The 23,970-nt window shown below is 64.8% G+C and carries 21 protein-coding genes and 2 pseudogenes; 8 read left to right on the top strand and 15 right to left on the bottom strand.

Annotated features, from left to right (window positions below; all coding sequences use genetic code 11):
- Nucleotides 1–969 carry a glycerophosphodiester phosphodiesterase family protein gene (locus B586_RS17855; protein WP_082607690.1) on the top strand — a complete coding sequence of 323 codons (969 nt, stop codon included), beginning with the start codon at nucleotides 1–3 and terminating at the stop codon, nucleotides 967–969.
- Here B586_RS17855 and B586_RS17850 read toward each other — a convergent pair.
- From B586_RS17850 to B586_RS17820, 7 genes and pseudogenes are all read right to left on the bottom strand, one after another.
- Entirely contained in the window at nucleotides 966–2,207 is a 1,242-nt protein-coding gene (locus tag B586_RS17850; protein ID WP_054879230.1) for an SLC13 family permease, read from the bottom strand. The genes B586_RS17855 and B586_RS17850 overlap by 4 nt on opposite strands.
- A gap of 3 nt (nucleotides 2,208–2,210) precedes the next feature.
- Nucleotides 2,211–3,131, bottom strand: a complete 921-nt coding sequence (locus B586_RS17845; protein ID WP_054879231.1) for an MBL fold metallo-hydrolase — start codon at nucleotides 3,129–3,131, stop codon at nucleotides 2,211–2,213.
- Nucleotides 3,131–3,681, bottom strand: a pseudogene (locus tag B586_RS17840) (LamB/YcsF family protein). Before B586_RS17840 ends, B586_RS17845 begins: the two are co-directional and overlap by 1 nt.
- 88 nt (nucleotides 3,682–3,769) lie before the next feature.
- A complete protein-coding gene (locus B586_RS17835) occupies nucleotides 3,770–4,480 on the bottom strand; it encodes a sensor domain-containing protein (protein ID WP_054879232.1) in 711 nt (236 codons plus the stop codon).
- 88 nt (nucleotides 4,481–4,568) lie between these two features.
- Complete coding sequence (locus B586_RS17830) at nucleotides 4,569–5,426, bottom strand: metal ABC transporter permease (protein ID WP_047316716.1); 858 nt, start codon at nucleotides 5,424–5,426, stop codon at nucleotides 4,569–4,571.
- Nucleotides 5,426–6,253: a metal ABC transporter ATP-binding protein gene (locus B586_RS17825; protein WP_047316733.1), complete on the bottom strand. Its 828-nt coding sequence runs from the start codon at nucleotides 6,251–6,253 to the stop codon at nucleotides 5,426–5,428. Before B586_RS17825 ends, B586_RS17830 begins: the two co-directional genes overlap by 1 nt.
- 17 nt (nucleotides 6,254–6,270) lie before the next feature.
- Nucleotides 6,271–7,176, bottom strand: coding sequence for a metal ABC transporter solute-binding protein (locus B586_RS17820; protein ID WP_047316715.1), 906 nt, complete (start codon nucleotides 7,174–7,176; stop codon nucleotides 6,271–6,273).
- 140 nt (nucleotides 7,177–7,316) lie between these two features.
- Between B586_RS17820 and B586_RS17815 the strand changes: the two genes are divergently transcribed.
- The gene (locus tag B586_RS17815) at nucleotides 7,317–8,405 is read left to right on the top strand and encodes a LacI family DNA-binding transcriptional regulator (protein ID WP_054879233.1); all 1,089 of its coding nucleotides are present in this window, start codon (nucleotides 7,317–7,319) and stop codon (nucleotides 8,403–8,405) included.
- Here the strand turns inward: B586_RS17815 and kstR are convergent.
- Nucleotides 8,402–9,007, bottom strand: a complete 606-nt coding sequence (gene kstR / locus B586_RS17810) for a cholesterol catabolism transcriptional regulator KstR (protein WP_168162600.1) — start codon at nucleotides 9,005–9,007, stop codon at nucleotides 8,402–8,404. The two genes, B586_RS17815 and kstR, sit on opposite strands and share 4 nt — an antisense overlap.
- 271 nt (nucleotides 9,008–9,278) lie before the next feature.
- Between kstR and B586_RS17805 the strand changes: the two genes are divergently transcribed.
- Nucleotides 9,279–11,411 (top strand): acyl-CoA dehydrogenase family protein, encoded by a 2,133-nt coding sequence (locus tag B586_RS17805; RefSeq protein ID WP_054879234.1) that lies wholly within the window; start codon nucleotides 9,279–9,281, stop codon nucleotides 11,409–11,411.
- 97 nt (nucleotides 11,412–11,508) lie between these two features.
- Here the strand turns inward: B586_RS17805 and B586_RS17800 are convergent, their stop codons facing one another.
- Nucleotides 11,509–12,042, bottom strand: a complete 534-nt coding sequence (locus B586_RS17800; protein ID WP_047316884.1) for a hypothetical protein — start codon at nucleotides 12,040–12,042, stop codon at nucleotides 11,509–11,511.
- Between the two features lie 25 nt (nucleotides 12,043–12,067).
- Nucleotides 12,068–13,144 (bottom strand): ferredoxin--NADP reductase, encoded by a 1,077-nt coding sequence (locus B586_RS17795; protein WP_054879235.1) that lies wholly within the window; start codon nucleotides 13,142–13,144, stop codon nucleotides 12,068–12,070.
- A gap of 209 nt (nucleotides 13,145–13,353) precedes the next feature.
- Between B586_RS17795 and hsaA the strand changes: the two genes are divergently transcribed.
- Genes hsaA through hsaB form a run of 4 tightly spaced genes read left to right on the top strand, consistent with a single transcriptional unit; the run spans nucleotide 13,354 to nucleotide 16,905 of the window.
- A complete protein-coding gene (hsaA, locus tag B586_RS17790; RefSeq protein WP_047316886.1) occupies nucleotides 13,354–14,538 on the top strand; it encodes a 3-hydroxy-9,10-secoandrosta-1,3,5(10)-triene-9,17-dione monooxygenase oxygenase subunit in 1,185 nt (394 codons plus the stop codon).
- 18 nt (nucleotides 14,539–14,556) lie between these two features.
- The gene (hsaD, locus tag B586_RS17785) at nucleotides 14,557–15,435 is read left to right on the top strand and encodes a 4,5:9,10-diseco-3-hydroxy-5,9,17-trioxoandrosta-1(10),2-diene-4-oate hydrolase (RefSeq protein ID WP_047316887.1); all 879 of its coding nucleotides are present in this window, start codon (nucleotides 14,557–14,559) and stop codon (nucleotides 15,433–15,435) included.
- On the top strand, nucleotides 15,432–16,334 hold the full coding sequence (gene hsaC, locus B586_RS17780; RefSeq protein ID WP_054879236.1) for an iron-dependent extradiol dioxygenase HsaC: 903 nt from the start codon (nucleotides 15,432–15,434) through the stop codon (nucleotides 16,332–16,334). Before hsaD ends, hsaC begins: the two co-directional genes overlap by 4 nt.
- 7 nt (nucleotides 16,335–16,341) lie before the next feature.
- The gene (gene hsaB / locus B586_RS17775) at nucleotides 16,342–16,905 is read left to right on the top strand and encodes a 3-hydroxy-9,10-secoandrosta-1,3,5(10)-triene-9,17-dione monooxygenase reductase subunit (protein ID WP_054879237.1); all 564 of its coding nucleotides are present in this window, start codon (nucleotides 16,342–16,344) and stop codon (nucleotides 16,903–16,905) included.
- Here hsaB and B586_RS17770 read toward each other — a convergent pair.
- Both B586_RS17770 and B586_RS20510 read right to left on the bottom strand, forming a co-directional pair.
- Nucleotides 16,861–18,357 carry a sugar porter family MFS transporter gene (locus tag B586_RS17770; protein ID WP_047316890.1) on the bottom strand — a complete coding sequence of 499 codons (1,497 nt, stop codon included), beginning with the start codon at nucleotides 18,355–18,357 and terminating at the stop codon, nucleotides 16,861–16,863. The genes hsaB and B586_RS17770 overlap by 45 nt on opposite strands.
- A gap of 340 nt (nucleotides 18,358–18,697) precedes the next feature.
- Nucleotides 18,698–19,727 (bottom strand): annotated as a pseudogene (locus B586_RS20510) (protein kinase domain-containing protein); the annotation flags it as partial.
- A 247-nt stretch (nucleotides 19,728–19,974) separates the two neighbouring features.
- On the opposite strand from B586_RS20510, the gene B586_RS17755 reads away from it, so the two are divergent.
- On the top strand, nucleotides 19,975–20,805 hold the full coding sequence (locus B586_RS17755) for an arylamine N-acetyltransferase family protein (RefSeq protein ID WP_054880835.1): 831 nt from the start codon (nucleotides 19,975–19,977) through the stop codon (nucleotides 20,803–20,805).
- 95 nt (nucleotides 20,806–20,900) lie between these two features.
- Here the strand turns inward: B586_RS17755 and B586_RS17750 are convergent, their stop codons facing one another.
- From B586_RS17750 to B586_RS17740, 3 genes are read right to left on the bottom strand one after another with little or no spacing between them, the layout of a single operon-like run.
- Complete coding sequence (locus B586_RS17750; RefSeq protein ID WP_054879240.1) at nucleotides 20,901–22,067, bottom strand: pyridoxal phosphate-dependent aminotransferase; 1,167 nt, start codon at nucleotides 22,065–22,067, stop codon at nucleotides 20,901–20,903.
- Complete coding sequence (ipdE2, locus tag B586_RS17745; protein WP_054879241.1) at nucleotides 22,067–23,029, bottom strand: acyl-CoA dehydrogenase IpdE2; 963 nt, start codon at nucleotides 23,027–23,029, stop codon at nucleotides 22,067–22,069. The genes B586_RS17750 and ipdE2 overlap by 1 nt, the downstream gene beginning before the upstream one ends.
- Nucleotides 23,026–23,964: an acyl-CoA dehydrogenase family protein gene (locus tag B586_RS17740; RefSeq protein WP_054879242.1), complete on the bottom strand. Its 939-nt coding sequence runs from the start codon at nucleotides 23,962–23,964 to the stop codon at nucleotides 23,026–23,028. The genes ipdE2 and B586_RS17740 overlap by 4 nt, the downstream gene beginning before the upstream one ends.
- Nucleotides 23,965–23,970 lie beyond the last annotated feature (6 nt).

The following is a 23,970-nucleotide window of genomic DNA, read 5'->3' as shown; positions in this document are numbered from 1 at the left end:
TTGACAGCGCGTCTTGCCGCCGTCCTGCTGATGCTGGCGGTCATGCTTTTCGCACCGTTAGCGACGGCATACGCGCAACCGTCCGGTTTCGACCTGCAGGCCCACCGCGGCGGCCGCGGCGAGACAACAGAGGAATCGTTGCGGGCATTCGCCAAGGCGCTCGAACTCGGTGTCAGCACATTGGAACTCGACATCGTCATCACCAAGGATCGGGAACCGCTGGTGTGGCACGACCCAACGATCGAGGCCGAAAAATGTTCTGACACCGGGCCGGCGTTCGTCCGCGACCCGCAGTATCCCTACGTCGGCAAGCTTGTGCACGAGTTAACCTTGGTGCAGATCGCCACGCTGAACTGTGACCGGCCGCTCGCCGAGTTCCCTCGGTCAGAAATGGTGCGGGGCAACAAGATAGCGACTCTGTCGGAAGTCTTCGCGCTCGCTGACTCATACCGAGCTTCGGTGCGTTACAACATCGAAACTAAGGTGGCGGCCGATGAGCCGAGCAGGTCGGCCGACCCGCAAGAATTTGTCGACGTGATACTGGCCGTGGTCCGGTCCGCGGGCAAGCTCGACCGGGTGGAAATTCAAAGCTTCGACTGGCGAACGCTGCTGATGGTGCGTCAGGCCGAGTCGTCGATACCATTGGTGGCCGTGTGGGATGAGCAGACCTGGGTACCGGATTCGCCGTGGTTGGCCGGTATCAATCCGGCTGTGGTCGGCGACCCGATGGTCGGCGCGATGATGGTCGGCGCAAGCGTTCTCTCGCCTAGGTACACGTTGGTTGCCGGCAAACCGTTTGTCGATCGAGCACACTGGTTGGGGCTCAGGGTCATTCCATGGACTGTTAACGACGGGATGGTCATGCGCGAGCAGATTGCCTACGGCGTTGACGGCGTCATCTCCGACTACCCGACGCTGCTGCGCTGCGTGCTGGCCGAGCTTGGTTTACCGCTGCCGAGGGCCTACTAGAGGCCAAGTAGCCGCGCGCTGGCCCACAGCGCGAGCACCGCGACCACCAGGGCCGCCGGCACGGTACACAGCCCGAGACGGGTGTATTCGCCGACGCTGGCTTGGACATTCTGCTGGCGCAGCACGCCGCGCCACAGCAGGTTGGACAGTGAACCGACATAGGTCAGGTTGGGCCCGATGTTGACCCCGATCAGCACCGCCAGGATGGGTATCGGCCCGCTGACCGCGGCCAGCGGCAACAACACCAGCGTCGCGGGCAGATTGTTGACGACGTTGGCCAACACCGCGGCCACCGCGGCGATCACGAGCAATGCCGGCAGCCCGCAACCGGACGGCAGCAGCGCGGACATGGCGCTGTTCATTCCGTTGACCATGACCGCCTGCACCACGACGCCCAGCGCCAGCACGAACACCAGGAACGACAGGTTCACCGAACGCGCGATCTGGGCCACCGACGTGTGGCGACGGTGCAGGCTGCGAAGCGCCAACACCGAGGCGCCGGCCAACGCAATCCAGGCCGGGGCCACCCCCACCGATTCCGAGACCGCGAACCCGGCAAGCGTGAGCGCCACCACCGCCAAGACAAACACCGGAGGCCGCGGCGCGGGCCTCACGTGTTCCGGGTCGGGCGGTACGCGCAGATCGTCGGCGAAAAACCAGCGAAAGACTAGGTACACCGCGGCCACCGCGGTCAGCCACGGCACCGCCATCAGCAAGGTGAATTTGGTGAATGAAATGTTCGCGAGATGGAAAGCCAGCAGGTTGGTCAGATTCGACACCGGAAGCAGCAGCGAGGCGGCGTTGGCCAGATGGGCGGTGGTGTAGGCATATGGCCGCATCGGGGTTCGCAGTCGGCGCACGGTCGCCAGCACCACCGGGGTCAACAAGACCACCGTGGCGTCCAAGCTGAGCGCGGCGGTGATGGTGGCGGCAATGACGAACACATGCTGCAGCAGGCCGTGTGACCCGACGCGAACGCGCGCCATTGCCGCGCCTGCGGCCTCGAACAAGCCTTCGTCGTCGCACAGTTTGGCCAGCACCAACACCGCGCCTAAGAATGCGACCACCCGGGCAAGTCCGGCAACCTGCACGGCCGCTTGATGGACCGAAACCGCGCCGATCGCTATCAGAATGACAGCTGCCGGAACCGCAGCCAGCGCCTCTGGCCAACCCCGCGGCCGGGCAACCGCGAACCCGAGGACAACAGCCAGCAGCAACAGCGCAACGGTCAGCGTCAACGTTTAGATCCAGGGATCCTCGCGCCGAAACACCGTCGGCAGCTGCAGTGTGACCCCGTCGGCGGCCGCCATCTCGTCGAGAATCCGCACCGACACGTCTAAGTCATCGCTCGCATATGGCAAGGCCCGCAAGGGCTTTGACAGCGGGCGGAAGAAATCGTCCCAGTGGATCAGGATCACTCGGCGCGCACCTACGGTGCGCACGGTTTCGGTCCAGTAATCGTGCAGGTATGACCGCGGCTGCAGGCCCAGTTGGCCAACACTGAGATAGACGGCATCGGCCCGGTAGCCGGTCAGTGCACCCTTGACGAAACCGGCGCTGCCCTGGATCAATAGCCGCCGGCCCGATGGTCGGTGGTGCACCAGCGTCGACCACGCCTCGCCGCAGCGGTAGGCCGACGCCCGCACCGGTGGTGTCAGCGGTGCGCTGATCACACCCGGAAACCGGTCGGGTGGGCAGTGGTGTGACGCCACCAGCGTGACGTCGTAGGCGCCCAATGGAATTGGGTCACCGGGGGCCGCGACGACAAGACGGCTCTCGGGCAGCCCGTATCCGCGCCCGACCTGGGCCGCCGACTCGCCCCCCACCAGCTGGGCGCCGGTGCGGTCGGCGACCAGCGCGGAGTCCAGCACATGGTCGATGTGCGTGTGCACCGGAATGACAGCCGCAAGCTGGGATATCTTGGCCCGGGCAAGACAGCCGTCCACGCGCTGCGGCGACGACGACACCTTGCGGATCGCCAGTCGCGCGAGGCTGGGCCGGGAAAAGTAGCCGTCGGTCAGCAACGCGGACGACCCGTCGTCGAGCAGCAGCGTCGCCACACCCATCCATGTCACCGTAAGCGGTGCATCAGGTTTGGCGGCAGCAACGGTGAACCGATTCGAATACCGCGCGATGTCGGGACGACCGAGTCTCAATCTCATCAGCAGAACGCCCTGATATCGACATCGGCGGCGTTGAGCTGATCACGCACCGCAGCCGCCATCTGCACCGCGTCGGGCGAATCGCCATGCAAACAAACCGATTCCACGATGACAGCCAGCTGCGTGCCGTCGACCGCGGTGACCTGGCCGGTGGCCACCATGGTCACCACCCGCTGCGCTACCACCGCCGGATCGTGCAACACCGCGCCGGGTGCGTGCCGAGAAACCAGCTGGCCGTCCGGCCGGTAGGCGCGATCGGCGAACGCCTCCGCCACCGTGCGTAAGCCAAGGCGCGCGGCCTCATCGAAAAAGGCCGAACCCGCCAAGCCCAGCACCGGCGGCGTCGCATCCACCAGCTGTGTCGCCGCAGCGACGGCGGCAACGTCGATGAAGCGCCGCCCGAACCCGGCCAGGTCGCGATAGCTCACCTGCGCTCCGATGCGCACGCCACGTTGGCGCTAGTGACGATCCGCAGCATGGCGTCATCATCGCCGAGCCGCCAAACGCCGAAGCCTTCGCCCAAGTCGGCGTTGAGGTCGATACCGGCCATGCGGCTAGCTTAGGAGCTGGCCCCGCAGCAAACTCATTGCGGGATGTGGACGGCCATCGAGGTGCCCGTCGCATTGCTTAGCTCATGGCTACTGCTTAGGCACCTTGGCGGCGATCTGGGAAGCGATGTCGATCGCCACCGGACCCGTTTGGCTGTAGCCGCACGTCACGATGTCGATGGCGACATTGTTGCGCACGGTCAGCGCACGCTGGCAGATCCATCCGTCGCCGCCTTCTTGAGCCTGCGAGGTGCCGAGCATGCCGTTGGCGTTGGTCACCCCAGCTACCGTCCACACGGTGTCCGGCGCACCGGGGTTGCTATCGGAATACCGGCGCCTCGAGCAGGTGGGCCAGCTTTGTGTCGAGGCATCGTAAAACGCGGACGCGTCCTGCGCCGACGGGAACCCGACCACAGCCTGAATGGCGTAGTGGTTGCGCTTCATGGAGTCGTCGATGCTGTCGTCGAGGCGTTGGCCGCGGACACCGATCCACCCAGTGTCCGCATAGACCTTGGCTTGTGCGGGCCCATCTATTGGTAGGCAAGTCGTGTCACTCACGCTGGCGCTCCAGTCCCACATTCCCGTGGCGTTGAACCACACCTTCATCGATGTCGCGCTCAACGCGCTATTGATCTGGCTGACGTCGAGCAGTAGCCCGTTAAGCGCCGAAACCGTTACCGCATTCGGTGACGCCGGTCCGGCATTGTCGGCGGCTACGGCCTTTCCGTTAACCGTGGTGCTGCAGGCCACGGTGAGTGTGCACACGCCGGCCAGCACAACGCCTGCAATTTGCTCACGCACTGCGCCTCCCCAGAGCTGTGCGCGAGCCGGAACACCCGTGCTGTCCCACCGATTCGGTCATTATGGTGGACAAGCTTATGCGCAGACCTCACCCCAATACTTCACGTCGCCCGAGTAGCCAGCAAAATAGGTAGATCAAAAACGAGATGGTCGCGACGAACACCGACACCGGCACACCGGGCGCCAACGACAGCACCACACCCCCGACTGCAGAGACCTCGGCGAAGACCACAGCGGCCACCATTGCCGCGATCGGCGAGGCGACGACCCGGGCGGCCGCGGCCGCCGGCGTGATCAGTAGCGACATCACCAACAACGCCCCGACAACCTGCACGGCTTGCGCGGCCACCACACCGACCAACGCGGCAAATACGATGCCCAGCGCGCGAACGGGGACGCCACGCGCGGCCGCGACGTCCGGATCGACCGTCGCGAACAACAGTGGTCGGTAGCACATCGTCAACACCGCGATGACAAGCAGGCAAACGAGCGCCAGCATGGCCAGCCCGGAGTAGCCCACGCCGACGATCTGGCCGGTCAGCAACGCGAAACTGGTCCCGGTCCGTCCGGGGTAGAGATGGATGAACAGCACCGCTAACCCCAGCCCGAACGCCAGCACGACCCCGATCACCGAATCCCGCTCTCGGGCTCGCCGACCAAGGATGCCGAACAGCGCTGCCGCCAAAGCGCTGCCGACTAGGGCGCCCACGCCCACCTCAAACCCGACCAGAAGCGCGAATGCGGCTCCGGTCAGCGACAGTTCGCTGGAACCGTGCACGGCGAACGACATTTGGCGCATCACGATAAACGGCCCGATCAGCCCGGCCACCAACCCCAGCAGCGCCGCCGCCAGCAGCGCCTGCTGGACGAAGTCGTGACTGAGCAAATGCGCAGTGATGTCGAAGGAGAACAGATGGTTCCACATGTGGGCGAGCCGATCGTTCATCAGGGCTCGCCAACCACGACGTAACGATCCTTGACCTTCACCACCTGGATGTCTGCCTGGTAAAGCGCTGACAGTGTCTCGGTGGTCATCACCTGTTCGACAGTGCCGATCAGGAATCGGCCGTCGACCAGATAGAGCACCCGGTCCACATACGGCAGGATCGGGTTGACCTCATGGGTGACGACGAGCACCGTGGTGCCGGCTTCCCGGCGGCGACGGTCGATCAACGCCGACACCAGCTTGGCGTTGGCCGGGTCCAAGGTCAGCAACGGTTCGTCGCACAGCAGCAGCGTCGGGTCGCTGACCAGCGCCGAAGCGATGCGGACGCGCTGCAACTCGCCGCCCGACATCACCCCGACCCGGACATCGGCCAGCTGCTCGCCGTTGACTTGCCGCAGCGCCGTGCATACGGCCTCGCGCCGGCGAGCCCGATCGGCGGACCGCAGTGGCATGGCGCCCCAGCGGCGTCCGTCGATGCCCAGTCGAACCAGGTCACGACCGCGCAGCAGCACTTCACGGTCGATGGGGCGGTGTTGCGGCACGTAGCCGATGCGTGGACTGCCGGCGGTGATCCGCTTGCCCTCCACCCGCGCAACGCCGGCACTGAGCGCCAGTTGTCCGAGCAGCACCTTGAGTAACGACGTCTTACCGGTGCCGTTGGGGCCCAGCACCGCGATGAACTCGCCTGCCGACACCGACAGGTTGAGGTGATCCCACAGCACACGATCGCCGAACGCCAGCCGCGCGTCGCTCAGCGAGATCGTGTGGGCAGCGTTATCCGCGGACCGCGGTCGTTGCGAGACCGCTTCGAGATCTTCAACCGCCACGGCAGTAATTTTCGGGATCATCGGGATGGCCGGTTCGACCGCAGCGCAATGAGCAGCTGATCAACCGTGTTGCGTTGCCAGGTCAGATAATCGGTGCCGCTCGGCAACGTCTCGGTCACTTCGGTTACCGGCACACCCGACCGTCGGGCCGCAGCCTGCAGGCCAGTGGTTGCGGCGCTCGACGTCTGCGGATTGACCAGCAGCGCCGAGACTTGACGGTGGTTAATCAGGTCGAGGACGGCCGCCATGTCGGCTGGCGACGGATCGCTCTCGTTCTCGTGGGCTGCGGTAAAGGCCGGCGGCGTGCGATTGACCAGGCCGGATGCCTGCAGCAGGTAGTGCACCACCGGCTCGGTCACGATGACCCCGGCGGCGGGGTAATCGCTGGCAATGGCGTGTTCGGAGATGGCGATCGCGTCGGCGCCGCGGCAGAATTCGGCGGCGTTGGCCTGGTAGTCCGCGGCATTGTCCGGATCGATGGTCACCAGCCGGTCGGCGACCAGGGCGGCGACCGACTTGGCGATGCTCAGGTCGTAGAAGACGTGTTCGTCGGGCGGCCTGTCGGTGGTGGCAGCCCTGCTAGCCAGAAGCGAGTAAGCATCCACCGATTGGATACCCGGACGGCCGGCCAGCACCGTGTCGACCCATGGGTCGTAACCGCCGCCGTTGTAGACCACCAATGCGGCATCGGTGATCGCGGCAGCGTCAGCGGGACTGGCGTGATACGCGTGCGGATCGGTTTGGGCGCCGGTCACGATGGAGGTCACGGTGACATGGCCGCCTGCGACAGCCCGCGCCACACTGCCCCACACATCGGTGGATGCCACCACGGCTGCCGCGCGCGGGTGCCCTGAACCAAGGGCGCCGCAGCCGGTCAGCGTGGTTGAGCCGATCAGGCACCAGACGATAGCCGTCAGACCCATTGGGGCTATTCGCACGCTCGACTTTCCTCTCGCCGGCCGGCCAGCCGCCACATAATACTAATGAAAATCGTTTTCAACAAATCGTAGTTTGATCGGACACGCGTAGGCACTGGAGAGAATCCGCGGTAGCCTCACCGAACGTGAGTCCCACACCACGTCGGCGTGCGACTCTGGCGTCGTTGGCGGCGGAACTCAAGGTTTCGCGCACCACAATTTCGAATGCGTTCAACCGTCCCGATCAGCTCTCGGCTGACCTGCGCGAACGGGTGTTGGCCACAGCCAAGCGGCTCGGTTACGCCGGACCCGATCCGGTCGCCCGATCGTTGCGGACTCGTAAGGCCGGCGCGGTTGGCTTGGTCATGGCCGAACCACTGACCTATTTCTTCAGTGACCCGGCAGCACGCGATTTCGTTGCCGGGGTAGCGCAATCCTGCGAAGAGCTAGGGCAGGGGCTCTTGCTGGTGGCGGTCGGACCCGGCCGCAGTCTGCAGGACGGGACAGCCGGTGTGCTTGCGGCCGGGGTGGATGGCTTCGTGGTGTATTCGGTTTGCGACGGCGATCCCTACCTGCAGGTCGTTCTTCAGCGGCGCCTGCCCGTTGTTGTGGTTGACCAGCCCAAAGGCCTGTCGGGCGTGTCCCGGGTGGGTATCGACGACCGGGCCGCGATGCGCGAACTCGCTGACTATGTGCTCGGACTGGGGCATCGCGAGATCGGGCTGCTGACCATGAGGCTGGGCCGGGACCGCCGACAAGACCTGGTGGACGCCGACCGGCTCCAGTCGCCGACCTTTGACGTGCAACGCGAGCGCATTATCGGTGTCTGGGAAGCAATGACAGCCGCCGGTGTCGCGCCGGATTCGCTGACCGTGGTGGAGAGCTATGAACACCTGCCGACGTCGGGTGGCGCCGCGGCCAAGGTGGCCCTCCAGGCCAATCCGCGGATTACCGCACTGATGTGTACCGCGGACATATTGGCCCTGTCAGCCATGGATTACCTTCGGGCACAAGGCATTTACGTGCCCGGTCAGATGAGCGTGACCGGTTTTGATGGTGTGCCCGAGGCGATCAGTCGTGGCCTGACCACGGTGGCGCAGCCAAGCCTGCAGAAGGGCCGCCGGGCAGGCGAACTTCTGCTGAAGCCACCACGGACAGGCACGCCGGGCCTGCCGGTTGTCGAGCTACTGGACACCGAGCTGATTCGGGGGCGCACCGCCGGCCCGCCTGCTTAGGCTGGGCTCGACTCTTGGTCGCCGATCAGCAGCTGCACGGCCAGGTCCAGTCGCTTGCTGACGTCGGTTGCCGAGGCCCGCCGGGTCAGCCATGCCAGCAGGTTCGACAGCCACACGTCCGAGATCACCCGGGCGATGTGGTATTGGTCTTCTGTCGGTTCGCCGTCGGCCATCGCGCGCGCGAACATGGAATCGATGAGCTTCTCGACGTGGTCGACCTCGCTGGCCGCGGAGGCGTCGGCGAAGACGTAGGCACGCGTCATCGCCTCGGTGAGCAGCGGATTGCGCTGCATCGCGCGGTTGAGCTTGCTCACCATGAAGTTCAGCCGCTGATACGGGCTGTTGCCGGACACCGAGGAGCGATCGGTCTTGGCGTCGATGCGGCCAAATTCGCGGCCCAACGCCGACACCAGCAGGTGCACCTTCGACGGGAAGTAGCGATACAGCGTCCCAACGGCCACATCGGCCCGGTCCGCCACGGCGCGCATCTGCACCGCCTCGTAGCCGCCTTTCGACGCGATCGCCATGGTGGCGTCCAAGATGCGTTTGCGTCGTTCCCGCTGCGCCTCCGAACCAAGTTCGGACTCAGCCAGCACCGCCACGTTCATGACCTCGCGCGGCTGTGAGTCAGCGACGTGGGCCGGGGTCGTGTTCGCTGGCGACATCTGACAGGCTGCTCCTCTTCCAGGCGGTTCGTTTGCAAACGATACGCATGCCGAGTGTGAATTTCGCACCTCCCCGAAGCAGGGACAACCGCGTGTGCTGCTGTAATGATGTTCGACTTGACGCTTGATCGCTGGCACTATTAGAACACGTTCTAGTGCGATTGGAATCACCGACGACCAGTCGAGTTCATGACGCGGAGGACCACCGGTGGTAGCGACAGTTACCGATGAACAGTTTGCCGCCCGTGCGTTGGTGCGCGACTGGGCCCGCAACGCGACTTCGGGACCGGGCGGGACTGTAGCGGTCCGTGAGGTCGAGCAGGGCAATGCCGACGCCTGGCGGCCGGTGTTCGCGGGCCTCGCCGACCTAGGACTGTTCGGTGTCGCCGTTGGTGAGGACTGCGGCGGGGCCGGCGGCAGCATCGAGGATCTGTGCGCGATGATCGAGGAGGCGGCCAAGGCGCTGGTGCCCGGGCCGGTCGCCACCACCGCGTTGGCCACGTTGGTGGTCGGTGATTCAGAAGTGCTGTCCGCGCTCGCCTCGGGTGAGCGCTTCGCTGGGGTGGCGCTCGAGGGTGATGTGCACTTCGACGACGCGACTTCGCGAGCCTCGGGCACCGTCGAGATGGTGCTGGGCGCCGCCGACGGCGGAATACTGCTGCTGCCCGCTGCCGGGACCTGGGTACTGGTCGACACCGGCAGCGAGGGCGTCGCGGTGCAGCCGTTAGGCGCCACCGACTTTTCCCAGCCTTTGGCCCGGGTGGTGCTGACGTCAGCACCGGCCACCGTGGTGGCGGTGTCGCGGGACCGAATGACCGAGCTGGCCGCGACGGTGCTCGCGGCTGAGGCGGCCGGCGTGACCCGATGGGCCCTGGACACCGCGGTTGGCTATGCCAAGGTGCGCGAACAATTCGGCAAGCCGATCGGCAGTTTCCAGGCCATCAAGCACCTGTGTGCGGAGATGCTGTGTCGCGCTGAGCAAGCCGAAGTAGCCGCCGCCGACGCCGCCCGGGCCGCTGCAGATTCCGATCACTCCCAGTTGTCCATTGCGGCGGCGTTGGCCGCGGGTGTCGGTATCGCCGCGGCGAAGGCCAATGTCAAAGACTGCATCCAGGTGCTCGGCGGGATCGGCTGTACCTGGGAGCACGACGCGCATTTGTACCTGCGTAGGGCCCATAGCATCGGGCGGTTCCTGGGCGGCGCTGAGCGTTGGTTGCGCCGCGTTGCCGCGTTGACCCAGGCCGGTGTCCGTCGTCGCCTGGGCTTGGACGTCACTGGCCTGAAAGAGGTTGCCGGCATGCGAGCCGACATCGCCGCGGCCGTTGCCCAGGTCGCCGCGCTGCCTCAAGGCAAGCGGCAAGTGGGCCTCGCCGATGCCGGGCTGCTGGCGCCGCACTGGCCGGCACCCTATGGACGCGGAGCCTCGCCGGCCGAGCAGCTGCTGATCGACCAGGAGATGTCGGCGGCCGGCGTCGTGCGGCCGGACTTGGTGATCGGTTGGTGGGCGGCGCCGACCATTCTGGAGCACGGCACACCCGAACAGGTGCAGCGCTTTGTGCCGGCCACCATGCGCGGTGAATTCCTTTGGTGCCAGCTGTTTTCCGAACCTGAGGCCGGCTCCGACTTGGCGTCGTTGCGCACCAAGGCGGTCCGGACAGATGGCGGCTGGCTGCTGACCGGCCAGAAGGTGTGGACATCCAAGGCGCACCTGGCGAAGTGGGGTGTGTGCCTGGCTCGCACCGATCCGGATGCCCCGAAGCACAAGGGCATCACCTACTTCCTGGTGGATATGGCCGCCGCCGGAATTGAGATCCGGCCGTTGCGCGAGATCACCGGCGATGCGTTGTTCAACGAAGTCTTCTTGGACAACGTGTTTGTCCCCGATGAGATGGTCGTTGGCGCCGTGAACGACGGCTGGCGGCTGGCCCGCACCACGTTGGCGAACGAACGGGTCGCGATGGCCACCGGGACCACGCTGGGCAACCCGATGGAAGAGCTACTCGAGGTGCTGGCGGAAACCGATAGCGATGTGGCTCAGCAAGACCGGCTGGGGTGGTTGATCGTCGCCGCTGCGACCGGCGCGCTGCTGGACCAGCGCATCGCGCAGCTCGCCGTCGGCGGCCAGGATCCGGGGGCGCAATCCAGCGTGCGCAAACTCATCGGGGTCCGTTACCGGCAGGCGCTGGCCGAATACATGATGGACATGTCCGAGGGCGGCGGCCTGGTGGAGAATCGCGCCGTGCACGACTTCCTGAACACCCGGTGCCTGACCATCGCCGGAGGCACCGAGCAGATTTTGCTCACGGTGGCCGCCGAGCGGCTGCTTGGTTTGCCGCGTTAGTCTTTGACGGCGAGATTGCCGCTGTGGCTGTGGATTTACGACGAGCACGACCGTGGGCGCAATCTCGGCGACGATCGTGTCGTAAGCAGAAGCACCGCTACGAAAATGTCGTTTGCGCGCAGGTGCTGGGGGAGGTGAGATTGACCCCGGGGTAGACCACCTGGATGTGGGTGCAGACGATGACGTTCGAGTCCGTCTTCGGTTGGCCCGTCGACCAATCGGTCGAGTCGATGACGCCGGTGATCTGGTACTTATCCGGCGGGCCTTCGCCAAAGTAGATGGTGGTGATCACGTCGGACCCACCTGCTTTCATGATTCTCTCGAACGGGCTGGTGGCGTGGGTGTCCAAGTAGGCCAACCGGTTTGACGACCGGATCTCGGTGGTTTGGCGGGCCCACAGACCCGGGGGAAATCCGGTCACACCGTCGGGTGTACGCAGCTGCGCCCCGGCAGTGAAGTCGCAACTGCCGGTTGCTTTGTGGCAATCGACCACAACGTGCGTTTCCAGCTCGGTCACGCCGTCAACCGGGAACACGGTGGTGGCGGTGTTGCTGGCCGCCGCGGAGATCGGCGCGGGCGCGAATGTCAACAGCAGCCCGACCACCGCGAGGCCCTTTACCAGCCGCTTCATGTCGCTTCCCTTCGGTTCCCGGCGACTACTCGTCGTAGGTCACCTCCACCGACTCGGATTCCGGGTGCGACTGACAAGCCAGGATGAGTCCGTCGTCGAGGTCCTGCTGCTCGAGCACGTCGTTGACTTCCATGCTCACTTTGCCACTGCGCAGGGTGCAGGCACACGCACCGCAGTGGCCCTCCCGGCACGAGAATGGTGCGTTGAGACCTTTCGCGAGCAGGACATCGAGCAGCTTGGCCTGGCGCGGCCACGACACGGTGTGGGTTTGACCGTCTAGCTGTACCACCGCGGTGGCGGGCGGCTCGTCGGCGGTGTCCTCGATTTTCACCGCCGCGAACGGGTCTGAATCCAGCGACTTGAACACCTCGATGTGCACTTTCTGGGCAGGCACTTTCAGCATTGCCAGGGCGTCTCGGGCCGCCTGCATGTATGGACCGGGCCCACAAATAAATGCCGGTCGGTCGGCGTAGGGCGCGGCCAGTTTCGCTAGCGCAACGGCGCTCGGCAGTCCCTGTAGCGATTCCAGCCAGTGCATGACCGTCAGCCGATCGGGATACTTGACGGCCAATTCACGCAGCGCGTCTCCGAAGATCACTGAGCGGTCGTCGCGGTTGGCGTAGAGCAGGGTTACCTGCCCGCTGCCCTCGGCGAGCGCCGACTTGCAGATCGACATGATCGGGGTGATCCCACTGCCGGCGGCCATCAAGAGAAAATCGCTGTCGAGCGTCTTGGGCACAAAATTGCCCGATGGAGCCAGCACGTGGATGCGCATGCCCGCCTGCGCGTGGTCGCATAACCAGTTGGACGCGTATCCGTCCGCGGTGCGTTTCACCGTGACAGTGAGTGCGTCGTCGGTGAACGGCGAGCTACACAATGAGTAGCAGCGCGCCACCGAGCCGGTACGTTCACTGGGGATGCGCAGTGTCAGAAACTGGCCGGGCGCATAGCGCAGCCGGTCCGGCGGGATTACTTGGTCGTCTGGTCCCTCCGGCGCCGTGAACACCAGCGACCGTGCGTCGGCGGTCTCGGCGACGACCTCGGCGATCTGAAGTTCCAGGACGTGGTTGCCGAGCGGTTCGTCCGGAATTGTCTCGGTCACTACCAGCCCTCTCTACCGGCTAACTAGAACATGTTACAGAAAACGGGATTCGTGTCGCTACCAGCCGCAGGAACACCCTGCTCGACACAAATCGGAACGTGTTCTAGTCTTTCTCTAGGTTTTCGTCAGGTCCCATTGCCCGGCCCCTACTTTGCTCCACCAGGGGTCGGCAGGTCGTCTTAGTCCGCACTCCCGGGAGGCAAACGTAAGTGACGTCCATTCAACAGCGTGATGCGCAGTCAGTCTTGGCCGCCATCGATGATCTGCTTCCGCAGATTCGTGAGCGCGCCCAGGCGACCGAGGATCTGCGGCGGCTGCCGGACGAGACCGTCAAGGCCCTCGACGACGTCGGCTTCTTCACCCTCTTACAGCCCGAGCAGTGGGGCGGTCTGCAGTGCGATCCGACGCTGTTCTACGAGGCGACGCGGCGGCTTGCCAGCGCATGTGGTTCTACCGGCTGGGTGAGCTCGATCGTCGGTGTGCACAACTGGCATCTGGCGCTGTTTGACCAGCGGGCTCAGGAGGAGGTCTGGGGCGAGGACTCGAAAACGCGGATCTCGTCGTCGTATGCGCCAATGGGTGCCGGTGTCGTGGTCGAGGGCGGCTACCGGGTTAGCGGCTCGTGGAACTGGTCGTCGGGCTGTGATCATGCCAGCTGGACGTTCGTGGGTGGCCCGGTCATTAAGGACGGTCGGCCGGTGGACTTCGGCAGCTTCTTGATCCCGCGCACCGAATACGAAATCGACGACACCTGGTATGTGGTCGGTTTGCGCGGCACCGGTAGCAATACGCTGGTGGTCAAAGACGTCTTCGTGCCCCGGCACCGGTTCCTGTCCTACAAGGCGATGAACGATGGTACCGCTGCCGGATACCAGACGAACACCGCTCCTGTATACAAAATGCCTTGGGGAACAATGCATCCCACCACAATCTCGGCGCCGATCGTGGGTATGGCTTACGGCGCGTATGCTGCGCATGTGGAGCATCAGGGCAAGCGGGTGCGTGCAGCGTTCGCGGGAGAGAAGTCCAAGGATGACCCGTTCGCCAAGGTCCGCATCGCTGAGGCTGCTAGCGATATCGACGCTGCGTGGCGTCAGCTGATCGGCAATGTCGGGGACGAGTACGCATTGTTGGCCGCCGGCAAGGAGATTCCCTTCGAGTTACGTGCCCGCGCACGTCGCGACCAGGTGCGTGCCACTGGCCGGTCGATCGCCTCGATCGACCGGCTGTTCGAGGCTTCCGGTGCCACCGCGCTGTCCAATGACGCCCCGATTCAACGGTTCTGGCGCGACGCGCACGCCGGCCGGGTGCACGCTGCCAACGATCCCGAACGTGCCTACGTGATCTTCGGGAACAACGAGTTCGGGTTGCCGCCCGGCGACACGATGGTTTGATCGGCGAGGCCTGAAGCCATGACCGCCACTGAGGAATTGACCTTCGAATCCACTTCGCGCTTCGCGGAGGTCCAGGTAGAAGGCGGGCCGCTAAAGCTGCACTACCACGAAGCCGGCGTCGGCAACGACCAGACCGTGGTGCTGCTGCACGGCGGCGGTCCCGGCGCATCGAGCTGGACGAACTTCTCGCGCAACATCGCGGTGCTGGCGCAGCACTTCCATGTGCTGGCCGTCGACCAGCCCGGCTACGGCCACTCTGACAAGCGCGCCGAGCATGGACAGTTCAACCGCTTTGCCGCGACCGCGCTCAACGGGCTCTTCGACCAGCTGAATTTGGGGCGTGTTCCGCTGGTGGGCAACTCGCTGGGTGGGGGCACCGCGGTGCGGTTTGCGCTCGACTACCCCGACCGGGCTGGGCGACTGGTGCTGATGGGTCCCGGCGGGCTGAGCATCAACCTGTTTGCGCCCGACCCGACCGAGGGCGTCAAACGACTCTCGAAGTTCTCCATCGAGCCCACTCGAGAGAATCTCGAGGCGTTCCTGCGTGTCATGGTGTACGACAAGAACCTGATCACCGCGGAGTTGGTGGATCAGCGATTCGCGTTGGCCAGCACGCCTGAATCGTTGGCGGCGACACGAGCGATGGGAAAGTCGTTCGCCGGAGCAGACTTTGAGCTTGGCATGATGTGGCGAGAAGTGTATCGGCTGCGTCAGCCGGTGCTGCTGATCTGGGGTCGCGAAGATCGCGTCAACCCACTGGACGGCGCGCTGGTCGCGCTGAAGACCATTCCGCGTGCGCAGCTGCACGTCTTCGGGCAGTGTGGGCACTGGGCACAGGTGGAGAAGTTTGACGAATTCAACAACTTGACTATTGATTTCCTGGGAGGCGCGCGATGAGTATCCGGTCGCTCGGCTACCTGCGCATCGTGGCCACCGATGTGTCGGCCTGGCGTGAATTCGGCCTGAAAGTCCTCGGCATGGTTGAAGGTAAGGGCAGCACCGAGGGCGCGCTGTATCTGCGGATGGACGATTTTCCGGCCCGGTTGGTGATCGTGCCCGGCGAGCAGGACCGGCTCACCGAAGTCGGCTGGGAGTGCGCGAATGCCGAAGGCCTGCAAGAGATCCGGAATCGTCTCGATGTGGAAGGCGCGCCGTACAAAGAGGCCACCGCCGCGGAATTGGCAGACCGCCGAGTGGACGAGATGATCCGGTTCTGCGACCCGTCAGGCAACTGTCTTGAGGTTTTTCACGGCGCCGCCCTAGAGCATCGCCGGGTGGTCAGCCCGTACGGGCACCGGTTCGTCACCGCTGAGCAGGGCCTGGGCCACGTGGTGTTGTCTACCCGTGACGACGCCGAGGCGTTGCACTTCTACCGGGATGTGCTGGGCTTCAAGCTGCGTGACTCGATGCGGCTACCGCCGCAGTTTGTTGGGCGGCCCGCTGACGGAGCCCCCACTTGGCTGCGCTTCTTTGGCTGCAACCCGCGTCACCACAGTCTGGCCTTCCTGCCGATGCCGACACCTAGTGGCATTGTGCACCTGATGGTCGAGGTTGAGTGCGCCGACGACGTGGGTCTATGCCTGGACCGGGCGCTGCGTCGCAAGGTGCCGATGTCGGCCACGCTGGGCCGTCATGTCAACGACCTGATGCTGTCCTTCTACATGAAGACACCCGGCGGGTTCGATGTCGAATTTGGTTGTGAAGGAAGGAAAGTCGACGATCACGATTGGATCGCCCGGGAAAGCACCGCCGTCAGCCTGTGGGGTCACGACTTCACGGTCGGCGCCCGCGGCTAGCGCACTGATGTCGACGCCGATCGATCCCCAGACTTTCCGGCAGGTGCTGGGTCAGTTCTGCACCGGGATCACCATCATCACCACCGTGCACGACGAGATCCCGAGCGGCTTTGCGTGCCAGTCATTCGCAGCGTTGTCACTGGACCCGCCGCTGGTGTTGTTTTGCCCGACCAAGGTGTCGCGGTCCTGGCGGGCGATTGCGGCCAGCGGCCGGTTCTGCGTAAATGTATTGGCCGAAAAACAGAAGCACATTTCAGCGCGATTCGGATCGAAGGATCCCGACAAATTCGCCGGTATCGGTTGGCGCCCTTCGCAACTCGGTTCGCCGATTATTGACGGATCACTGGCCTACATCGACTGCACGGTGGCGTCGGTGCACGACGGCGGCGATCATTTCGTGGTGTTTGGCGCGGTTGCATCATTGTCGGAGGTTCCCAAGGTCAAGCCGCGGCCGCTGCTGTTCTATCGCGGCGACTACACCGGCATCGAACCGGACAAGACCACACCGGCTCACTGGCGCGATGACCTAGAGGCATTCCTCACCGCCACCACCAACGACACCTGGCTGTAATAGCTTTCCCGAGTGCCAGGCCTCTGGGTGCATGTCTTCCAGCTGTTTGCCCTTGGTCTCGGCGACGCAGCGCCAGACAAACAACAGTGACAGGATCGCGCACAGTGCGTAGAACCCGTACGCGAAGCCCAGCACGTTGCGCAACGCCGGGAAGGTCACGGTGATGAACCAGTTGGCCGCCCACTGCCCGGCCGCGGCCACGCCCAGCGCGGCGGCACGGATTCGGTTCGGGAACATCTCACCGAGCAGCACCCACACGACCGGTCCCCACGACATGCCGAACGCGACCACAAAGAGGTTGGCCGCGATCAGCGCGACTGGGCCGGCGGCACCCTCGAGGTGCGGCTTGCCGTCAATCAACCTTGCGGCCCCAAAAATCACCGCCATCGTGGCGAGCGTGACGGACATGCCCGCGGACCCAATCAGCAGCAGTGGTTTGCGGCCGATTTTGTCGATCAGCGCGATCGCGATCAGTGTTGTCAGGATGTTCGTCACCGAGGTGATGACGGTGATCGTGAACGATGAGCTTTCGGTGAACCCGACCGCTTCCCACAGCACGTTGGAGTAATAGAAGATGACGTTGATGCCGACGAACTGTTGAAAGATCGACAATCCAAAGCCCACCCACACGATGCCGTACAGCCCGCCGGTCGGTTTACGTAGATCCCGCCAAGACGGCGGCTTTTCGGCCCGCAGCGACTCCTGGATCCGCGCGACCACCAAATCCAGTTGCCGCTGTCCCAACAATAACGTGAGCACCCGGCGAGCCTCTGGAATCCGATGTGTCGCAACAAGATAACGGGGAGACTCCGGGACCGTATAGGCCAGCGCGCCGTAGGCGGCGGCGGGCACCGCCATCACGATGAACATCCATCGCCAGGCCTGCAGACCCAGCCACAGATGCTCACGCGAGCCGCCGGCCAAGTGCGCCAGCAGCCAGTCGGCCGCCAGTGACAAGAAGATGCCCGACACGATGGCGAGCTGCTGCAGCGAGCCCAGGCGCCCGCGGATAAGCGGCGGCGACGTCTCCGCGATATAGGCGGGCGCGATCACCGACGCCACCCCAACGCCGATCCCACCGATGATCCTGAAGACAACCACGATCCAGACATTGGGTGCCAGGCCGGTGCCGACCGCGCTGACCAGAAACAACAGCGCGGCGATCTTCATGACGGCGATCCGGCCGAGCTGGTCGGCGAGCCGTCCTGCCGTCAACGCCCCGGATGCCGCCCCGAGCAGCGCAGCGGCCACGGCGAAACCCAACACGGCGTTGCCAATGTGGAAGTCGTCCTGAACGGCTGCCACCGCGCCGTTGATCACCGCGCTGTCGTAGCCAAATAGCAGACCGCCCAGAGCGGCGACTGAAGCAACCCGAACTGCGCTACGGACCGATGAGAGGTCCTCCCCAGAATTGGTCGACGTCGACTGCCCGATCGGACCGTGACTTGCCATGTGGTCCCTCTCCGCCTAACAGATCTGCGGTTAGCAGCGAACCATACCGCCAGCCCGGCTGAGCAACTGGGCACCGCAGCGGCGCGCAACTCGAACGTGGTCACTAACGTCTTGCCGCTCGCGTCTTGCGAAGCTACCTGAAATCTAGGGCCTCGACCGTCGCGATCGGGCCTTGATGCGTCGGGCGGTTGGCGCCATCGATGCAGTACACGGTGTTGCCGGTCGCACCCCCGATGATGACCACCTCGCCGTGGTAGGTCACCGCCGTCGCATGATGCAAAGCGATGGGCAATGACGGCCCGGCGCGCCAGGTTCTGGTCTGCGGGTCGTATCGCTCGACGGTGGTGAGGGCAGCTCCGCCTTGCAGCCCGCCCATGATCCAGATCTTGTCGTCGTGCACCGCCCACGCCATCTCCAATCTGGCGTGTGGTGCGTCCGGGAGGGTCCGCCACTGCGACGCGGGCTGGACCCTGCGCGGCGGCAGCGTCAGTTCTTCGGCGGCCGAGGTCAGCTGACTGTCGCCAGCATTAGTTGAGCCGCCGATCGCATACACCGACTTCTCCACCGCCGCGACCGCCATGCGGTGGCGCGCGGTCTGCATGTCCGGCAAGCCGGCCCAGGTTTTGGCCATCAGATCGAGGGCGGAAACGCTTTTGAGGACTTGCCCCGATGACACGCCTCCGACCGCCACCAGACGTCCATCGGCGATGGCCACGCCCACGTCATTTCGTGGTTCGGGAAGGGCCGACAAGGTGGTCCAGGTTTTCCCGGCCGGGTCATAGGCCTCGACGGTCGTCAGGTCGGCGTTGCCGTTCGATCCGCCAACCGCGTAGAGCAGCTTGCCGTCCGAGGCCGCGGCCAGCGTCTGGCGCGGGGTCGATGTGGGCGATCCCGAAATCGCTCAACTGCGGTTCGCCGTAATCGTTGATCAGGATGTTCGCCGGCTTGATATCGCGGTGCAACGTGCCGGCCTGGTGCGCGGTTTCCAAGGCTCCGCATAGCTTCACACCGATCCGCAACGCCTCCGGCCAGGCCACTGGCCCTTCCCGGCGCAACCGTACCGCCAGCGAATCCGCAGCGTGGTAGGGCATCACGATGTAGGGCCGCCCGCTGGGGCTCACACCGACGCGCAGAATGTTAACGATGTTGGGATGCCCCGAGAGCCCACCCATCGCGTAACCCTCACGCAAAAACCGCTCCCGGCCATCATCGTCAAAATGGGACGGCAGCACCTTGACCGCCACGTTTCGCCCCAGCGCCGTCTCGTAGCAGCGATAGATCACCCCGGCCCCGCCTCGAGCCACTTGGCGCGCATTCTCGAATCCGGCGGCGGCTAACTCCGCAGCGATCCCGCTCGGTACCGACGCCAAACTGTCGGTCGTGGACCCTTCACCCGTCTCGGGGCGCTCCACCTCTTGTGCGATACATATTTCGTCAGCTTCAGCGTAGCGAACGGGAACGGGAACGGGAACGGACGGGTGTACGGTAACGATCGTTGTGAAAGGTGCGGTTTAGTGCCACCAGCGGGACGGAGTTATTCGTTGCCGGCCGGGTTGTGACGATGCCACGAAGAAAGCGCTAGCCGGCGCCGCGGGACGGCCAATCAGAATGGGCTTTATGACAGTGGATCTGGCTGGATACTTCGACCGCATCAACTATCGTGGCGCGACTGCGCCCAACCTGGATCTCCTGCAGGATTTGGTGACTGCTCACACTCGAACCGTTCCGTTCGAGAACCTGGATCCGTTGCTGGGAGTGCCCGTCGACGACCTGAGTCCAGATAGCCTCACCGACAAGCTGGTTTACCGGCGCCGGGGTGGCTATTGCTACGAGCACAACGGGCTGATGGGCTATGTGTTGGCAGAACTCGGCTTTCGGGTGCGGCGCTTGACCGGTCGGGTGGTCTGGATGGCTGCGCCGGATGCGCCGCCGCCGGCGCAGACGCACACCGTATTGGCAGTGACATTCCCCGGCGCCCAGGGGTCCTATCTGGTGGATACGGGCTTCGGCGGCCAGACGCCGACTTCACCCCTTCGTCTGGAAGCCGGCAGTGTCCAGCAGACGACGCATGAACCGTACCGACTTGAGGACCGGGGCGACGGGCTGGTGCTGCAGGCCTTGGTTCGTGGTGAGTGGCAGGCGCTCTACGAATTCACCACGCAGACCAGGCCGCAGATCGATCTGAAGGTGGGAAGCTGGTTTGTCTCCACCCACCCCTCGTCACACTTTGTGACTAGCCTGACCGCTGCAATAGTTACCGATGACGGACGGTGGAACTTATCTGGCCGGAACCTGGCCATCCACCGTGACAGCGGGACGGAGAAAATCCGCCTCGACGACGCGGCCGCGGTTGTCGACACCCTGCGTGATCGGTTCGGCATCAATGTGGCAGATGTCGGCGAGCGCAATGTCCTTGAAGCACGCATCGATACGATCCTCGACACCTAGCTACGCATGTGACGAGCGTGCGCAAAATGCCGGCTGCAACAGCGTGTCGTCGTACAAACTACGCGCGCTCGCGACCCGAGCAGTCGTAACTTGAGTTACCGAGTCGCAAGCCAGGGCCCGATTCGCCGAAGACACTCTTCGATGTCGGTCGTCGGTCCAGCGAACGACAGCCGGACGAACGAACCGCCGCGCGTGGTATCGAAGTCGATGCCCGGCGCGATAGCAACACCGGTGTCGGCCAGCAACTTTGAGCAGAACGTCAGCGAGTCGTTGGTGAAGTCCGAGACGTCGGCGTAGACGTAGAACGCACCGTCGACGGGTGCCAGCCGGTTGATGCCAATTCCGCGCAGACCGTCGAGCAGCAGCGAGCGGTTGACGCTGTAGTGGTGCAGATTGCCGTCGGCTTCCGCGGTTGCCTCGGGGGTGAAGGCCGCCACCGCCGCGATCTGCGACAGCACGGGCGGGCAGATAGTGAAGTTACCCGTCAGGCAGTTCACTGCCCGGCGCAGCTCGGGTGGCACCAGCAGCCAGCCCAGCCGCCAGCCCGTCATCGCGTAATACTTGGAAAAACTGTTGACCACCACAGCATTTCGTGACGCTTGCCAAGCGCAGCTGGTCTGCGGCGCTCCAGCGTAAACCAGACCGTGGTACACCTCATCGCTGATCAGTCGAACCCCGGAGGCCTCACACCAGGACGCGATCGCCGCCAGCTCCGCAGGTGGGATGACCGTCCCGGTGGGATTGGCCGGGCTGGCGACGATGACGCCTTGCACCGGCGGGTCGAGTTCGTCGAGCATCTGCGCGGTGGGCTGAAATCGCGTCTCGGGTCCGCATTGAATGTCCACCACCTCACATCCCAACGCCGACAAAATGTTCCGATAGCACGGATAGCCGGGACTGGCCAACGCCACTCGATCACCCACGTCAAAACAAGCCAGGAAGGCTAGCAAGAACCCGCCCGAGGAACCCGTGGTGACCACCACCGCGTCGGACTCGACGTCGATTCCGTGTTGGCGCTGGTAGTCCGCGGCGATCGCAGCGCGCAGTTCCGGGATACCCAGCGCGACACTGTAACTCAGCTGGTTGAGATGCAGGGCGGCCGCCGCCGCGGCGCGAACGGGCTCGGGAGCGCCGACACTGGGCTGGCCCGCCGACAGATTCACCAGATCTGCATGGCTACGTTGGCGCTCTGCTGCCGCCAGCCAAACATCCATCACATAGAACGGCGGGATGCCGGCGCGTAGTGCGACATGAGCATTCATTACTGGATCACTTCCGATTCCAGTCGGCGCAGCAGCGCGCGCGGCGAGCCGAGCAGCTGTGCGCTGGCATGTGCGCGTTTGAAATACAAGTGCATGTCGTGTTCCCAGGTGATCGCGATGCCGCCGTGCAGCTGGATGCCTTCGGCGGCCACGGTACACAACGCTTCGCTGGCCGCCAGGCGCGCAGTGGCGGCGTTGGTGGGCGTGGGTGTGTTGCACGCATCGGCGACGACCGCGCGGGCCGTCGCGATTGCGACGTACAGATCGGCCATCCGATGCTTGAGTGCTTGAAAGCTGCCGATCGGACGGCCGAATTGAACCCGGCTCTTGGCGTATTCGACGGTCAGGTCCAGACAGCGTTCGGCGGCGCCGATCTGCTCGGCCGCCAGCAGGATTGCGGCGCTGTCCGCGAGGCCCGGGTCGGTCGCTATGACTCGGGTTTCTTCGGGCCGAACGCGGGCCAGCCTGCGCGTGGGGTCCATGGTGGCGACGGGCTCTGCGCTGAATCGGGCCCACCAGGTCAGCTGACCGCCTGGACTTTCCGGGGCAGCGATGACGACGTCGGCGATGTCGCCGTTAATGACGTAGTCGGCATCGAGCACCAGCGCACCTATCGAGCTACCCCCAGCTAGGCGGGTCAGTGCTGCCAGAGCCTGGGCCTCCGGCTCGGGTGTGGCCAGCAGCGCCAGCTCTGCCAACGTCGTGCCCAGCAGGGGAGAGGGCACCAACGCGCGGCCCAGCTCCTGCAAAACCGTTGCGGCATCCGCTAGTTCGCCACCGGCTCCGCCCAACTCCTCGGGTATCACCAGCGCCGCCGCGCCGACCTGCTCGCACAGCAACTGCCATAGCGACTCGTCGTAGCCGCGGTCCGATTCCATCGCGGCACGCACGGCCTCGGGGTTGGCATGCTTGGCTACCAAGGCGGCCACGGTCTCTCGCAACATCTCTCGTTCTTCGGTCATGAGAGCGCCTCCAGTACCCGGCGTCGGTGTGCCTCGGGCGTACCCCAGGCGGAGCGCAAAGCTTGTACCCGTAGCAGCAACAGCGATAGGTCGTGCTCTTGAGTGAACCCGATGGCGCCGTGGGTCTGCAATGACGACCGTGCTGCCAGCATTGCCGCCTCGCCCGTAGCCACTTTGGCGGCGCTGACGTCGCGCGGTTGCAACGACAGCGCCGCTCCGTAAACCAGCGGTCGGGCCAACTCGATCGCGATGTGCACGTCGGCGAGCTTGTGCTTGATTGCCTGATACGAGCCGATCACCCGGCCGAACTGTGTCCGCTGCTTGGCGTAGTCGACGGCGGCGTCCAGCATCGCCTCGGCGGCACCCACCAGTTGCGCGGCGGTGGCCAGCGCCCCGAACTCGTAGGCGCGCTGGATATCTGCGTGCCACAGTGCGCCGGTGGCCGCTACCTCATATAGGCGACGGCTGGGGTCGACGGATTGGTGGCACTCGCCGGCTTCGGCCGCGCTGACGTCGCTTCCGTCTACCACCAGCACCAGCGCGGCGGTGTCGGCGTCGACTGCGTAAGGCACCTGCGGCGGCAGCGAGACGGTGGCGATCAGCTCACCGGAAGCCAGTCCGGCGCTACGCCCATCGTCGGCGAGCAAAACCGGTGCGACGGCGATGGATTCGGTGACCGGGCCTGGCACGCACCAGTAACCGAGACGTTCCAGCGCAACCACGAGGTCGACCGGGTGAGCGTCGATGCCGTCGAACTTCTCCGGTACGGCTAGCGCGGTGACGCCGAGATTGGCCAACTGCTCCCACACCTTGCGGCCGGGTGCGACATCGCCCGCGGACCAAGCACGGACCGCGCCGGGCAGATCCGAGGTGCCTAGCGCCGCGTCAATGCTGGCCGCAAAGTCGCGCTGCTGTTGATCTAGTGCGAAATACACCGTCGC

This window comes from Mycobacterium haemophilum DSM 44634, assembly GCF_000340435.2.
GTDB lineage: Bacteria > Actinomycetota > Actinomycetes > Mycobacteriales > Mycobacteriaceae > Mycobacterium > Mycobacterium haemophilum.
Note: the sequence above shows the minus strand (reverse complement) of the source record. Positions and strands in the feature narration are given on the sequence as shown.

Excerpts from the sequence above, each read along its gene's own strand:
- B586_RS17845 (WP_054879231.1), bottom strand. The coding sequence starts at position 3,131 with ATGAGATTGAGACTCGGTCGTCCCGACATCGCGCGGTATTCGAATCGG.
- B586_RS17830 (WP_047316716.1), bottom strand. The coding sequence starts at position 5,426 with ATGAACGATCGGCTCGCCCACATGTGGAACCATCTGTTCTCCTTCGAC.
- B586_RS17820 (WP_047316715.1), bottom strand. The coding sequence starts at position 7,176 with ATGGGTCTGACGGCTATCGTCTGGTGCCTGATCGGCTCAACCACGCTG.
- B586_RS17800 (WP_047316884.1), bottom strand. The coding sequence starts at position 12,042 with ATGAAGCGGCTGGTAAAGGGCCTCGCGGTGGTCGGGCTGCTGTTGACA.
- hsaD (WP_047316887.1), top strand. The coding sequence starts at position 14,557 with ATGACCGCCACTGAGGAATTGACCTTCGAATCCACTTCGCGCTTCGCG.
- hsaC (WP_054879236.1), top strand. The coding sequence starts at position 15,432 with ATGAGTATCCGGTCGCTCGGCTACCTGCGCATCGTGGCCACCGATGTG.
- hsaB (WP_054879237.1), top strand. The coding sequence starts at position 16,342 with ATGTCGACGCCGATCGATCCCCAGACTTTCCGGCAGGTGCTGGGTCAG.
- B586_RS17770 (WP_047316890.1), bottom strand. The coding sequence starts at position 18,357 with ATGGCAAGTCACGGTCCGATCGGGCAGTCGACGTCGACCAATTCTGGG.
- B586_RS17755 (WP_054880835.1), top strand. The coding sequence starts at position 19,975 with ATGACAGTGGATCTGGCTGGATACTTCGACCGCATCAACTATCGTGGC.
- B586_RS17750 (WP_054879240.1), bottom strand. The coding sequence starts at position 22,067 with ATGAATGCTCATGTCGCACTACGCGCCGGCATCCCGCCGTTCTATGTG.
- ipdE2 (WP_054879241.1), bottom strand. The coding sequence starts at position 23,029 with ATGACCGAAGAACGAGAGATGTTGCGAGAGACCGTGGCCGCCTTGGTA.